At 48.0% G+C, this 13,168-nt stretch carries 12 protein-coding genes; 8 read left to right on the top strand and 4 right to left on the bottom strand.

Translation table 11 applies throughout. The features are described 5' to 3' along the window. The first annotated feature begins 56 nt into the window (after window positions 1-56). Window positions 57-587, top strand: coding sequence for a sigma-70 family RNA polymerase sigma factor (locus ACFVU8_RS08030; RefSeq protein ID WP_387426706.1), 531 nt, complete (start codon window positions 57-59; stop codon window positions 585-587). Beyond that, window positions 584-1,678 carry a DUF4179 domain-containing protein gene (locus ACFVU8_RS08025; protein ID WP_387426704.1) on the top strand — a complete coding sequence of 365 codons (1,095 nt, stop codon included), beginning with the start codon at window positions 584-586 and terminating at the stop codon, window positions 1,676-1,678. The genes ACFVU8_RS08030 and ACFVU8_RS08025 overlap by 4 nt, the downstream gene beginning before the upstream one ends. A 91-nt stretch (window positions 1,679-1,769) precedes the next feature. Here ACFVU8_RS08025 and ACFVU8_RS08020 read toward each other — a convergent pair whose 3' ends face one another. Beyond that, a complete protein-coding gene (locus ACFVU8_RS08020; protein WP_175374601.1) occupies window positions 1,770-2,441 on the bottom strand; it encodes a tetratricopeptide repeat protein in 672 nt (223 codons plus the stop codon). A gap of 740 nt (window positions 2,442-3,181) precedes the next feature. Here ACFVU8_RS08020 and ACFVU8_RS08015 point away from each other — a divergent pair. Both ACFVU8_RS08015 and ACFVU8_RS08010 read left to right on the top strand, forming a co-directional pair. Further along, on the top strand, window positions 3,182-4,807 hold the full coding sequence (locus ACFVU8_RS08015) for a stalk domain-containing protein (protein WP_387426703.1): 1,626 nt from the start codon (window positions 3,182-3,184) through the stop codon (window positions 4,805-4,807). Window positions 4,808-4,897: 90 nt separating this feature from the next. After that, window positions 4,898-5,896, top strand: a complete 999-nt coding sequence (locus ACFVU8_RS08010; protein WP_387426701.1) for an aldo/keto reductase — start codon at window positions 4,898-4,900, stop codon at window positions 5,894-5,896. 81 nt (window positions 5,897-5,977) lie between these two features. On the opposite strand, the gene ACFVU8_RS08005 is transcribed toward ACFVU8_RS08010, so the two are convergent. After that, a complete protein-coding gene (locus ACFVU8_RS08005; protein WP_387427227.1) occupies window positions 5,978-7,642 on the bottom strand; it encodes a ribonuclease J in 1,665 nt (554 codons plus the stop codon). Between the two features lie 208 nt (window positions 7,643-7,850). On the opposite strand from ACFVU8_RS08005, the gene ACFVU8_RS08000 reads away from it, so the two are divergent. After that, window positions 7,851-8,009 (top strand): hypothetical protein, encoded by a 159-nt coding sequence (locus ACFVU8_RS08000; RefSeq protein WP_175406419.1) that lies wholly within the window; start codon window positions 7,851-7,853, stop codon window positions 8,007-8,009. Window positions 8,010-8,234: 225 nt separating this feature from the next. Here the strand turns inward: ACFVU8_RS08000 and ACFVU8_RS07995 are convergent, their stop codons facing one another. Both ACFVU8_RS07995 and ACFVU8_RS07990 read right to left on the bottom strand, forming a co-directional pair. Further along, window positions 8,235-9,134, bottom strand: coding sequence for a manganese catalase family protein (locus tag ACFVU8_RS07995; RefSeq protein WP_379466182.1), 900 nt, complete (start codon window positions 9,132-9,134; stop codon window positions 8,235-8,237). Window positions 9,135-9,289: 155 nt separating this feature from the next. After that, window positions 9,290-9,502, bottom strand: a complete 213-nt coding sequence (locus tag ACFVU8_RS07990) for a hypothetical protein (protein WP_066370491.1) — start codon at window positions 9,500-9,502, stop codon at window positions 9,290-9,292. 283 nt (window positions 9,503-9,785) lie between these two features. Here ACFVU8_RS07990 and desA point away from each other — a divergent pair, with 283 nt between their 5' ends. The 3 genes from desA to ACFVU8_RS07975 all read left to right on the top strand — a co-directional run bounded on the left by desA (window position 9,786) and on the right by ACFVU8_RS07975 (window position 12,722). Beyond that, entirely contained in the window at window positions 9,786-10,850 is a 1,065-nt protein-coding gene (desA, locus tag ACFVU8_RS07985; protein ID WP_066370487.1) for a Delta(5) desaturase DesA, read from the top strand. A 136-nt stretch (window positions 10,851-10,986) separates the two neighbouring features. Beyond that, window positions 10,987-12,123 (top strand): sensor histidine kinase, encoded by a 1,137-nt coding sequence (locus ACFVU8_RS07980; RefSeq protein WP_175374832.1) that lies wholly within the window; start codon window positions 10,987-10,989, stop codon window positions 12,121-12,123. Then, the gene (locus ACFVU8_RS07975) at window positions 12,120-12,722 is read left to right on the top strand and encodes a response regulator transcription factor (protein WP_175374606.1); all 603 of its coding nucleotides are present in this window, start codon (window positions 12,120-12,122) and stop codon (window positions 12,720-12,722) included. Before ACFVU8_RS07980 ends, ACFVU8_RS07975 begins: the two co-directional genes overlap by 4 nt. Window positions 12,723-13,168 lie beyond the last annotated feature (446 nt).

The raw sequence follows: 13,168 nt of genomic DNA, 5'->3' as shown, positions 1-13,168 counted from the left end.
CATCTAATCAGCATAAAGAGCAGGAAATGAGTGGAAAAGGAATGGGGGCTTTACAGTTGGAAACAGATGTGACAGAAGAGGTCAGGCGTGCCCAAGCCGGGGATAAAGATGCTTTCATCCATCTTGTGAAAGAGCTGGAGCTGCAAATGTATACAGTGGCGAAAGCTATTGTGAAAAAGGATGAGGACTGTGCGGACGCCATGCAGGAGACGGTGCTCAAGGCCTATAAGTCGATTGGCGGTCTGAAGGAACCGTTATTTTTCAAAACATGGCTGCTACGCATACTGATTAATGAATGCAATCTACTTTTGCGCAAGAGTGCAAAAAGTGTCGTGATGGCTGAGCTGCCCAGCCTGCATAGAGAGAGTCCTGATTATGAACATATCGATCTGCGCGAAGCCGTGTATCAATTAGAGGAGATCTCGCGGAATATTATTATCCTGCATTATTTTCAGGATCTGCCACTTAGCCAAATTGCGGACATCCTGGAGCTGTCTGAAGGTGCGATCAAGACAAGGCTGCATAGGGCTAGAAAGACATTATACCAGTGGCTGGCAGATCCAACTGAAAGGAAGGTCAACGTATGAACAATCCTGATTTCGAGGCAGAACTGGTTGGTTTGAAGATGGCTTCCATCGAAGAAGTGCCGGAGCCTGTGCGTAGCAGCATGGACATCACCTATCAAATGCTAGGCAGTAGTACCCAAAACCACAGTCTAGCAAGGAAGAAGCAACGGTGGTTGCGCCGAATGATCCTTATAGCAGGTAGTGTGGCTGTAGCGGGCTTGCTCTTTATTGTTCTGGGTTTCTTCTCGCCTGCTATGGCAGAGACCCTTAAGCAAATTCCTTTTGTGAAGAGTGTGTTCCAGTTGGCGGGAGATCTTGGTCTTCGTAATGCATCAGAGCGTGGATTGATTCACAGCGTGGATCAGAGTGTTACTCACCAAGGCGTGACGCTGGGGGTATCAGAACTGATGTATGATGGCAGTCGCTTGTCCCTGGTTCTTAGCCGTGAGTCACCGGATACCTCTGGTGCAACATTTATGGAGACGTGGCGGGGGATTATTGGAAGCGTAGTGAATAATATCGACTTTTATGTGAATGGGGAGCTCGTGAATACAGCATGGGGATTGTCCCCCGGCGGCGACGAGTCTCCGAATTCGGTGATCGTGACCACCTTTGAAGGTGTGCAAGTTCCGGATCAATTTGAGTTCAAGATGGTGGTTCGATTGGCTGAGCTTAAGCAGGACTTTACGTTCACGATTCCTGTTACAAAGAATACTGCGGATAGTATTGTACTCACTCCGGCCGAAGTTAAAAGTGATGATCCTATTCATATGAGCATCAAGCGGTTAGAGCTAAGCCAGACGACTACCCTATTGGTGGTAGAGTTCAAGAATGAGCCGGAAGAAGTTAAGGGTGACTCAATAAGAAGAATGCGGGAGAAATATAAAATTCACGGGCTCTTTAATATTAATTTTGAGCTTATCGATGAGCAGGGGCGAAGTCCCTTCTATATCGGGGCGAGTCTATACGGACATGAAGGCCTGACAACGTATACCACTACATTCGAACCTTTTGACTCGATGCCCAGAACGCTCATAGTGAAGCCCTTCATATGGCGGGAAGAACAGAAAGAGTATATCTCCGAGCTTGAATTTATAGTACCTGTGAAATAACGATAACAGCAAAGAACCTCCGGGGGCCACGTGAAATGTGGATTCCGGAGGTTTTCTTTTTTTACGCTTAAGGATGTAAGAGGATCGTCATCTATCTCATTTTGGCAAAAAAGCTGCGCAGCGCCCAGCCGCGTTCCTGGCGTTTCTTATATTTCGGAAGCGAGCGGTAAATGGCTGTTGACTCTGCAAAAGCACTTTTCGCTTCTTCTTCCCTTCCCAGCGCCCGGTACATCGAGCCAGCCAGATAATAAGCTTCACTGGAGGAAGATTGAATCTCTTGGAACTCGCTGACATAGTGAAGCGCCTTGTCGCGGTCTGTATGACGGAAAATCTCAGCCAGTCGCAGATAGGGTTGACCGTATTGGGCTCTGCGGTTAATATCTAGTCCCTTCAGTACCTGAGCCTCGCCTTCTTCCATCTGTCCCAGCTTCAAATTCACGTGTCCAAGCTCGACCCAATATTCGGCGGATTGTTCATAGCGGTCTTCAATTTCCTGTAGTAATTTCTTTGCTTCATTAAATTTTTTGCGTTCAGACAAATACCGGGCCAGTTCAAATTTGGATGATACATCATTGGGATTAAGCGAAATAGTAGTTCTCAGTTTGGAGATTTGCCGCGATCTGCGGAAGGGTTTTGCTATGCTGGGCAAGATGCCGACAAAGCGGCGATCTAATACATACAGAATAATTAACAGAATTAGCAGAGCAAGAAAAGGATTGCCGATAAATCGAAATAACAGGATGAATCCGAGAATTTTGAACATATTGTCCTCCTAGATGAGTGAAATTAAGATTATGAAAAGTAGCTCTACCTCCCTAACTAACCGCATTTTGTATCTTATATTTTTAAAATAGAGACAAACAAGGGGAATAAGAGAGCTAAGAAGGATCGAAGTGTAATTAACGGCATTTTCGTACCTTAATTCCTCTGCCGCTACCGGCTATTAGAGATTAAGTGCAATATTGTACCTTAAATCTTCCAGAATATCCATCGAGTATGGTTTTTTCGGAAAATAAGATACAATAATGCCCTTATTTGCCTCATTTACCTATATTAAAGTAAAATAAGGTACAAAAATGCTCTTATATAAAGTGAACTTAAGAATAGCACCTTGCCTAATTCTTAAGTTCAGCTTATATAGTTGGGGAGGATGCCCCTCTTTCGCACTGTTAAGACGACTGTTGAAGGGGAAGGGGACTATACGGGAATGTACCGCTTCTAGTGCTGAAATCTGTCGACAGACTATGTTACGGTGCTAGCTTCTCTATGGAAAGCAGTCAGGCGAGCGCTTTGCGTCCACAGTTCCAAACTTCCCCGTTCACTCATCTTTGTTTTTGTGAATTTCCTTTGTTCGGCTTATATAGGATAAGCTATATTTGTTATTTTAATGTGTTCTAGATCATTTGTCTTGTTATGTATTACGTTGCTGCGGTCTTTCGTTATAATAGGAGGTGTTCAGCCAGGATAATTATACCATAATCTGAATAAGAAGGAGATCAGGTGATGAAGTTATCTCGATCCAAGTTCCTTATGCTTAGTGTTGTATTATGCGTTGCTTTACTGTGGGTGCCCATACCTCAAGCTGTTGGGGCAGCGGAAGTGCCCTCTACGGCCAAACTTTCAAATATCAAGAAGATAGTCGCCTCTCCAGGCTTCTGGGGTGGAAACGCCTTCGCGCTTGGCCAAGATGGTACCGTGTGGGCTTGGGGCAGCAATGTCTACGGACAATTTGGTAATGGAGTCGCCAGTCCTGAAGGTTGGACGATCACGCCTCATCGTCTAGCATTCTTGGATCATACCAAAGATCTTGTCCTTGGAAGAGGATATTATCTGGCGCTTAAGCAAGATGGAACCGTTACGGCTTGGGGCCGATTTAAAAAGAAGGACAGCGCTACTCTGACAGGGAAATCTGTAGAGGTACTGTTACCCCAGAACGTGTCCGGCTTGACGGATGTAGTCGCTCTGAGCAGTGGAGTAGATCGTGCGCTAGCGGTGAAAAAAGACGGTACCGTCTGGGAATGGAAATCCCCGGCTGATTCAGAAACTGGCTATACCACTCTGCCTGCAGCTGTAAAGGTGCCGGGCTTAAGTGGAATCAAATGGGTTGGCAGCGACTACGCCGCGCTCAAGGATAATGGTACCTTATGGGTATGGGGAACCGGGGCACTGGACGATAACATGGGACTGCCAAGGACGCCGACTCCGGTCAGTGGTCTTTACAATGTGAAGTCTGTGGTGATTAACGGTGACAGTCTAGTTGCCCTGACGAATAGTGGAGCAGTATGGTCATCGGTCGGCGGCTGGAACAGCAGTAACTTCGGGATTCCCAGCTATCCAATCAAGTTTCAGAAGATGTCTTCGCTTTCTGGCATAACTTCTATAGACACGAATGGCTTCATCAACCTCGTGCAGAACCAGAAGGGGGAATATTGGATATGGGGAGCAGGGAGTAATCAGAAGCCGCTTCAGAAAATCACATCACCCAGCAATATCGCCAGATTGGAGCTGAATCTGAACGGTTTTGCCGCTGTCCGGAAGGATGGTACAGTCTGGACGTGGGGTCATATGTATGCTGCCGACGGACAGCTTAGTTTTACACAGCCGAGGCAGATTAAAGGGCTGCAAGCGCCGGTGTCTTTTGCCACAGGAGAAAACAGTAAGTATGCGGTTATGAAAGATGGAACGGTTGCTGCCTGGGGCACGAATATGTTCGGTCAATTGGGCATCAGTGCCCTGGATTCCCGTCCTTTTACGGTTTCCCCCCTATTGAAGCCCGTAACGCTGATTATCGACGGTCAGATGCTGGAACCTCTCCAGCCGCCAATTTTTCGGGAGGGCAGAGTACTGGTACCGCTGCGAGATGTGGCCCAAAGTTTGGGTTATACCATCGGGTCTGTGGGCGGCATCATGACATTGACCAAGGATGGCAAAGAAGTTGTGCTTCAGGATGGGAATTACAAGCTGGGAAATGGCAGAACTATCCCCATGGGCGAGAGCATATTGGTGAGCTACACCTCGATGGTTCCCGCAGCTCAGCTTGCACAGGCGCTGGGTTTTACAGCAAAGTGGGAGGGCAGTTCATACACGCTCACCTTGCAGGAGAATTTCCTCAAACTGATCCAGCAATAAAGTTGTCTTCTAATTACAGGAAATAAATGATATGTTAGGCGTAATCATACTAATGGTTTTTATTTCATAGCGGGGAAAGAAGGATGAGTGATGGAGCAGAACTTGACAGCGGTGAAGCTGCGCCCCCTGGGTCAGTCTTCGCTTTCCGTCTCGCCACTGGGCCTGGGCTGCTGGCAGTTTAGCCGGGGAAAGGGACTGGTGGGCAGCTATTGGAGCAACCTGAATGAAGGCGATATTCTCGAGATTGTGCGGGTCAGTCTTGAAGGCGGCATGAATTGGGTGGATACGGCAGAGGTCTACGGTGGAGGCAAATCAGAGGAAGCGCTGGCACAGGTCCTTGACCAGTTGCGGCAGGAGGGAAGTCCTCAATCGGCTCCGCTGATCGCGACCAAGTGGTGGCCACTTTTCCGTACCGCGGGTTCGATTACCTCCACGATTGAGGAGCGGATAGGGTGCCTGGGTGGACGAACCATTGACCTGTACCAGATTCACCAGCCATTCTCCTTGTCCACGATTGCTCAGGAGATGAAGGCGATGGCTGGCTTGGTTAAAGCGGGAAAAATCCGTTATGTCGGTGTCAGCAATTATTCGGCGAAGCAGATGGTCGCGGCTCACCGCTTGTTGCAGCAGCATGGACTGTCGTTGGTCTCCAATCAGGTTAAATACAATCTGCTCGACCGGGCGATTGACCGCAACGGAATTCTGGAGGCTGCGAAGGAGCATGGTATTTCAATCATTGCTTATTCTCCACTGCAGCAGGGACTGCTCACGGGTCGTTTCCATCATGATCCGGCGCAGATTCAAGCCCTGACCCGCAGCCGCCGGTTAATGTCCGGTTTAAATGAAAAGAGCCTGACCCGCAGTCGGCCATTAATAGAGGCTTTGGATGCCCTGGGTCGAAAATACAATGCGACCTCAGGGCAGATCGCGCTGAATTGGCTGATTCATTATCACGGCGATACGGTCGTGGCGATTCCGGGTGCATCGAAGGTGCGGCATGCCCAGGAAAACATCGGTGCGATGACCTTCCAGCTTACGGTCGATGAATTGGAACAGCTCAATGAAGCTTCCTGGTTCGCGGTCAAATAACATATCAAGCTATATACAAAGAGCCTCCGAAGGACCCTTGGTCACTTGGAGGCTCTTGTCTGTCTACCCACGCTGAAGCCGTTACACCTCAATAATGATCGGCAGGATCATCGGTCGCCGTTTGGTTTTCTCATACAGGAATTTACCCAGGACATCCTTGATCGTCTGCTTCATGATATTCCATTGGCCAAGATCGGCTTTGTGCATTTTATGCAGCGTATCCGTGACCAATTGATTAATTTCGTCCATTAGCGTTTCCGAGTTGCGGATATAGATGAACCCTCTGGAAATGGTATCGGGGCTGTTCAGCAGCCGTCCATCGGTTTGGCTAAGTGTAATGACTGTGATCAGGATACCGTCAGCTGAGAGCTGTCGCCGGTCGCGCAGCACCACATTGCCAATATCCCCGATGCCCAGACCGTCGACGAGGATCTGCCCCGCGGTTAGTTTTTTGCCGGACTGTCTGACAGTCCCCCCCGCAGCTTCAACAATGTCGCCGTTTTTGAGAATGAAAATATTCTCAGGATTTACACCTACCGCCTCGGCCAACAGGCTGTGATGATGAAGCATACGGTACTCTCCGTGCACCGGAATAAAGTATTCCGGTTTCATAAGGGTCAGCATCAGTTTCAGTTCTTCCTGGCTGCCATGCCCGGATACATGAAGCTCGCTGCGGGAGCCGTAGATGACTCGTGCACCCAGAATATACAAGTTGTCTACAATTCGGGCGACATTTCGTTCATTACCGGGGATTGGATTGGCCGCGATCAGTACAGTGTCCCCAGCGTGAATCTCCATTAGCCGATTGCTGGAGTTCGCCAGACGGGATAAGGCGGCCATAGGTTCACCCTGACTACCTGTACATAACACGGCACATTGTTCAGGCGGTAGGTCGGCAGCCTCCGCAGGCTCTATCAACATGTCATCCGGAATATCCAGATACCCTAATTCCTGGGCTACGCCGACCACAGCCACCATGCTCCTGCCCAGCAGAGCGAGCTTACGCCCAGTATGATGAGCAGCATCCACAACCTGTTGCAGACGGTGCACATTGGAAGCAAAGGTGGAGACAAAGATTCTTTGTTCAGCATTCTTAAACGCTTCTTCCATATGTGATCCTACCAGTCGTTCGGACGGAGTGAAGCCAAGGCGCTCAGCATTGGTGCTTTCTGAAAGTAGGATTTTAACACCTTTTTTGCCGATTTCAGCCATTCTGTGCAGATCAGGGTATTGTTTGTTGACCGGTGTCATATCAAATTTGAAGTCCCCTGTATGTACGACGGTTCCTTCGGGAGTATCGAATACAACCCCGAGGCAATCCGGGATGCTGTGATTGGTGTTGAAAAAGGTGGTGGTGATGGTGCCAAAGTCTAGTGTCGAATCCGCATCAATGCAGTGCAGGCTCGTTTGCCGAAGAAGGCCATGCTCCTTCAGCTTGTTTTCAATCAGGCCTAGTGTCAAGCGGGAAGCATATATCGGAATGTTCAGTTGTTTCAGCAGATAAGGGATGCCGCCAATATGATCTTCATGTCCGTGAGTCACGACCAGTCCGCGTACCTTATCGATATTGTTCAGTAAGTAGCTGACATCGGGAATGATCAGGTCGATGCCTAGCAGACTTTCATCGGGAAATTTGGCACCGCAATCGATAACAATAATATCATCGGCATACTGCACGAGGTACATGTTCTTGCCGATCTCATTGACGCCGCCTAATGCAGCGATCCAGAGCTGTGCTCCTGACATTTTCACAGGCAGTTCCTCCCAACTGAATTTACCTATATTATGGATGAAAATCATGGGGATTATCCTGCTATGAAAAAAAACATCTTTTTAGCATGAAAATGAACTTCAGCTGTTTAAGAGTAAGGCATACGGGTTAATAAAGAAGAAAGCAGTCAATGCATGGACATGTTGACAGGGAAAAGATTACGGAAGGGAGGATGAATCCAGCATGAATATGACAGTACATAGTATTATGGCTTTCAATCATCAGTATTTCAGGCCTCAACCCGTGGCCAATTCCAAGCAGAAGAGAGCGGACGAGAAGATGGTCGTCTTCCGTGATGTACTGAAGGAGAAGATGAGATCGGGCAGCGGTCTCAAAAAGTGACATTCAGGTAACTCAACATAGCGCTACATAGAAAAGCCGGACGAAGACCCTCTGAGGTCCTGTCGCCCGGCTTTTTAAACTTTTTATAAAGTTGAATCCATTTCATAATACGGATTTCAATCCGAATAGGTACAATATCAAGTTATACCTAAACCATGTACAACTTGATATCGATGATTAGACGCTCACTTATGGATTTGTGAAATTGATTCAGTGGTGAGCGTCTTATCGAATATTAGCGGCCTGCTGCAACCTGGCGGCAATCGCTTTGAAATCTTCTTCTGAGATGCCAGGCGCAAATTCTTCCGGCACTTCAGGTGCCTCAGCAATCGGATATCCTTTAGGTGAACCTTCTATAACTTCAAGCGGCTGTCCATCTTCGGGATGAGTTCCCTTCCAGATCTGCTTGATCGCTGTGAAATCCCCGTCGCTGTTCGTATATAGCTTGGTATGAAGGCTTTTCTCCTCATACTTTCGTGTTTCGTTGAATGCCTTGTTGCTGAGGGAGGGGATCGGCACCAGCTTGCTGACATCCACACCGGTTGCTACCTCCAGTGCTTTGGCATAGGCCACGACATGCACCCCGCCGCGGACGAGCAAGTATCCGACAACTTCCCGTGCAGCAGGGTGATCGGTCATTTCATAGACCTTCATTTTGTGAGTACGTGCTCCGCACTCCAGGAAGAAGTTATGCAGCAGATCGAGAATCAGATTCCCGCTATTGAAGACATTTTCTCCACTCCAGGGCCGGCCCATGGAATCAATGGGAAGCGCGGACTGTGCGCCGGCTAATCCGAAGTAAGTATTGCGAATATCTTTCAACGGATTAAGCGGTGTTTGATCCGGTTCTTTATATTGCGTGGAGCCACGCAGACATTTATTAACCGCATGGGCAACCAGTTCGACATGGCCCAGTTCTTCTGCAGTGATGCTCGTAACCAAATCGTAGAAGGGTTTAAGCTTTTTTTTGCTGCGGAAGTTGAAGGATTGGAACAGGTAGTTGTTCAGGGTCGACATTTCGCCGAATTTCCCGCCCATCAGTTCCTGAACCGCAGCAGCGGCATTGGGATCGGGGCGTTCTACTTCCGGAATCTCAATGGCAATCTCGTCAAAACGTTTGAACATAGGCTAGCACCTCATTATCGGTTGAATTTGCCAAAAGCGGCATTCATCGCTCTTAGTGTCTCCAACCGCGGGGAACTATACCCAGCTTCTCTCCGAATAAGCGCCTTGCACCACTGTTGCCCAATTCTTATTCCAGACGTAATTGCAGTCAGTCTCTAAGGTCTGACCTCAAAGAACTGGCAGTTCGAACGGGAATAATAGGTCAAGTCGCTGACCCGGGATTGAATGACTACATCGGAATCCGTGAAGCGGACAATGAAGCCGCCGGAATTCACCAGATGATCATCTTGGAAGACGCGCACAGGGTACTGCCGATCTACGGCTTCCTGCAGGTCAATATCCGTAAATAGTGGACGATTAATAGGCATGTTGAAACTCTCCTTTATTGATAAACATAAATATAATTTTATACCCTTATAGAAGTAAAAATAGTATACCTGTCCTCTGGCCATAAATCCAATAGAACACCACCATCGGTTAATGATTTGAGCTTAGCGTGTTGGGTTGGCCGCGTAACGTCCCGGGCTAGAGTATGACATATGTCATACTGCCTACTTGATGTTTGTGTCTTAAAGGATGACATTGTCTTCTCTATACTTAGTAGCAGAAGAGTGTTTCCCCAGCGGGATACATCAAGGAGGAACGACGACCATGCGCAAAGATCAGTCAGCCCAGCTCGCCAGCCTAAAAAAAAGTGTAGCTCCTTATGAGAAAACGGATCGTACACGAAGTATAAAGCAGCTTATAAATACGCTGTTGCCGCTTGTAGTATTATGGTGCAGCGCCTACTTTAGCCTGTCCGTATCCTATTGGCTTACACTGTTGTTTGCAATTCCAGCCGCAGGCTTCGTGATTCGAACATTTATCATTTTTCATGACTGCTGCCATGGCTCGTTCTTCAAAAGCCGCCGGGCCAACGATATCGTGGGCACCATTACCGGCATTCTGACACTGGTTCCTTACCGGCAGTGGAAGCATAGCCATTCTATCCACCATGCAACCAGCAGCAATCTCGACAAAAGAGGGATTGGCGACATCTGGATCATGACCGTGAATGAATATACGGAGGCCTCTTCATGGAAGCGGCTGTATTACCGGATTTACCGTAACCCGATTGTTATGTTCGGCATTGGGCCGATCGCTGTGTTCTTGCTCCAATACCGGTTTAACGCCAAGGGAGCCAAGCGCAAAGAGCGGATGAACACGTACCTCACTAATGTCTCGCTTGTTGTGCTGTACGGTGTGCTTATTTGGGCCATTGGCTGGCCGGCATTCCTGCTGGTGCAACTGCCTATCGTCTTTGTATCCGGCTTCCTCGGAATCTGGCTGTTCTATGTACAGCACCAGTTCGAAGATTCCTACTTCGAGAACGAAGACGAGTGGAGCTATGTGAAAGCTGCGGTAGAAGGAAGTTCTTACTACAAGCTGCCGAAGCTGCTGCAATGGATTACCGGCAATATCGGCTTCCATCATGTACATCATTTAAGCCCGAAGGTGCCTAACTATAATCTGGAACAAGTGCATAACTCAACTCCACCATTGCAAAAGGCGACTACGATTACGATCGGCACCAGTCTCAAAGCCATTCATTTCCGTCTGTGGGATGAGGAGAATAAAGGCTTCGTGAGCTTCAAGGAGATGAAGGCCAGACTGCGTAATCCCAAGCGTGTCGCAGAAGTGTTAACTGTGCATAAACCGACTCTTCAGGGAGATTGAACACTATACCCAAGGAAGTACAGAGCCGAAGATCATTGTTCGGTGCTGTTCTTCCTTTTGTTTTCCCTTTGAAGCGATACTTGTCAAGTTTGTGCTAATATAAGGATGAACAACTTTGATCAAAAGGATGGCAGATATGCAGAAATGGTATTCTATTTTTCATAAAAGCACCGGACTCAGCCCTTATGTGTGGGTCGTCTTTTACATTCTTCCGTTCTATTTCATTTTCCGGTCTTCTTCCACCTATCAAGTGGTATCCGGCATCGTCATGATCATGCTGTTCTTTGTGTGCTATGTACTATCCTTTATTTCAAAAGGCTGGCTGGTGTACTTCTGGACAAGCGTGCAAATAGTGGTTTCAATTACGATGACGCTATTGTTTGGCTATGTGTATTTTGCGCTGTTTCTGGCGTTCTTTATCGGAAATATCCAGAACAGGGTCGGATTCTTCACGCTATATTCCATTCATCTGTTAACCACCATCGTGTCCATCAATTACGTGCTGCTCTCGCGCAATCCCGTATTTATCAGCCAATTGCCATTTGTGCTGGTTAGTATGATTGCGGTTGTGCTGCTGCCCGTTACCACCTATAACCGCAATAATCAGGACAAGCTGCAGGGCCAATTGGAGGACGCCAACAAACGTATCTCCGAACTGGTGAAGCTTGAGGAGCGGCAGCGGATTGCCCGTGATCTGCATGACACCTTGGGACAAAAGCTTTCCCTGATCGGGCTCAAGAGCGATCTCGCCAGCAAGCTGATTCACAAGAATCCTGCGCAGGCGGTTGTTGAAATAGGTGATGTGCGCCGAACGGCACGGAGTGCCCTGAAGGAAGTGCGGGAGATGGTGACAGAGATGCGGGGGATTCGGCTGGAGGAAGAGTTAATACGTATCCGGCAGTTTCTTCAGGCGGCAGAGATCGATTTTCTGCTGGAGGGTAATCCGAAGCTAACCAATACTTCCCTCATTACGGAAAATGTACTCAGCATGTGCATTAAAGAAGCGGTCACCAATGTGGTGAAGCACAGTAATGCCATGGCATGCTGGATTATGATCCAGCCCTCCCGGACAGATCTGACAATCACAGTGAAGGACAATGGAACGGGGATTTCGGGGGATAACATTTATTCTAAAGGACACGGCCTGCAGGGCATGAGAGAGCGGCTTGAATTTGTTAACGGTACGATGGATATTGTGAAGGGCGGAGGAACCACCCTTGTGATAAGAGTTCCCAATGCATTCAAACAACCGGTGAAGGAGGAGACGACATGATAAAAATAGTTATTGCCGAGGATCAACGTATGCTGCTCGGAGCGCTGGCTTCGCTGCTGGATCTGGAAGAGGATATGAAGGTGGTGGGGCGAGCGAGCAACGGTGAGGAAGCGGTGTCGCTGGTGCAGCTACATAAACCGGATATTTGTATCATGGACATTGAGATGCCAGCGATGAGCGGCCTGGAAGCAGCAGAAGCGCTGAAGAATTCCGGCTGCAAGACAATGATTCTGACCACCTTTGCCCGGGCAGGTTACTTTGAGCGCGCTGTGAAGGCTGGAGTCCATGCCTATCTGCTTAAGGATAGTCCAAGTGAAGAACTAGCCTCCTCCATTCGAAGTGTGATGGCCGGACGGCGGATGTATGCTCCTGAACTGATGGATCAGGCGTACGGTGGAGAGGTTAATCCCTTGACGGAACGGGAAAAGGAAGTGCTGGGTCTCATCGCTGATGGAAAGAACACCAAAGAAATCGCAAGTCAGCTGTTTATTACAACCGGTACGGTTCGAAATTATATTTCTGTCATTCTGGATAAGCTTGACGTGGGCAACCGGATCGAGGCGATTACCCGTTTTAAGGAAAAAGGCTGGTTCAAATGAAAGAACCGGCATTGCAACTGAGGATCGCTACTGACGCTAGCGAAGCCGTCCGGCCCAGAGAAACATTATATGTAGTCGGAGCACAGCTGCATTTGTCAACGCTGAAAACTCTCAATGAGTAGGAACTTCAAGCTTAACTTAATAATATAAGTAAGTTAAATATGAGGATACCTTCGTAGTATGGTGCTACGAGGGTGTCCTTTTTGCGTTCTGTGTTAGACCAACGCGCCCAATTCCTTCTTGTTGACATAGAGTATATCTTCATTCATCTTTGCACGGCTATCCTTCTCAAATAAGTCTATATACTCAGATTTCCTGAGACAGATTAACCACCTTAGCTATAGGTCTTCCTGCTCGGATTGGAACATATAATTCTTTTTGATATGATAATATGCAAACATGTGATCTTATCTACTATCATATCTCATATCTGTTCGTAACAGGGA

It is taken from the genome of Paenibacillus sp. NPDC058177, from assembly GCF_042883835.1.
Classification (GTDB): domain Bacteria; phylum Bacillota; class Bacilli; order Paenibacillales; family Paenibacillaceae; genus Paenibacillus_AQ; species Paenibacillus_AQ agri.
The sequence above is the reverse complement of the archived record's forward strand: the minus strand, read 5'-3'. Positions and strand labels throughout refer to the sequence as shown.

Coding starts and splice junctions, on each gene's coding strand:
- ACFVU8_RS08025 (WP_387426704.1), top strand. CDS start 584: ATGAACAATCCTGATTTCGAGGCAGAACTGGTTGGTTTGAAGATGGCT.
- ACFVU8_RS08020 (WP_175374601.1), bottom strand. CDS start 2,441: ATGTTCAAAATTCTCGGATTCATCCTGTTATTTCGATTTATCGGCAAT.
- ACFVU8_RS08015 (WP_387426703.1), top strand. CDS start 3,182: ATGAAGTTATCTCGATCCAAGTTCCTTATGCTTAGTGTTGTATTATGC.
- ACFVU8_RS08010 (WP_387426701.1), top strand. CDS start 4,898: ATGGAGCAGAACTTGACAGCGGTGAAGCTGCGCCCCCTGGGTCAGTCT.
- ACFVU8_RS08005 (WP_387427227.1), bottom strand. CDS start 7,642: ATGTCAGGAGCACAGCTCTGGATCGCTGCATTAGGCGGCGTCAATGAG.
- ACFVU8_RS08000 (WP_175406419.1), top strand. CDS start 7,851: ATGAATATGACAGTACATAGTATTATGGCTTTCAATCATCAGTATTTC.
- ACFVU8_RS07995 (WP_379466182.1), bottom strand. CDS start 9,134: ATGTTCAAACGTTTTGACGAGATTGCCATTGAGATTCCGGAAGTAGAA.
- ACFVU8_RS07990 (WP_066370491.1), bottom strand. CDS start 9,502: ATGCCTATTAATCGTCCACTATTTACGGATATTGACCTGCAGGAAGCC.
- desA (WP_066370487.1), top strand. CDS start 9,786: ATGCGCAAAGATCAGTCAGCCCAGCTCGCCAGCCTAAAAAAAAGTGTA.
- ACFVU8_RS07980 (WP_175374832.1), top strand. CDS start 10,987: ATGCAGAAATGGTATTCTATTTTTCATAAAAGCACCGGACTCAGCCCT.
- ACFVU8_RS07975 (WP_175374606.1), top strand. CDS start 12,120: ATGATAAAAATAGTTATTGCCGAGGATCAACGTATGCTGCTCGGAGCG.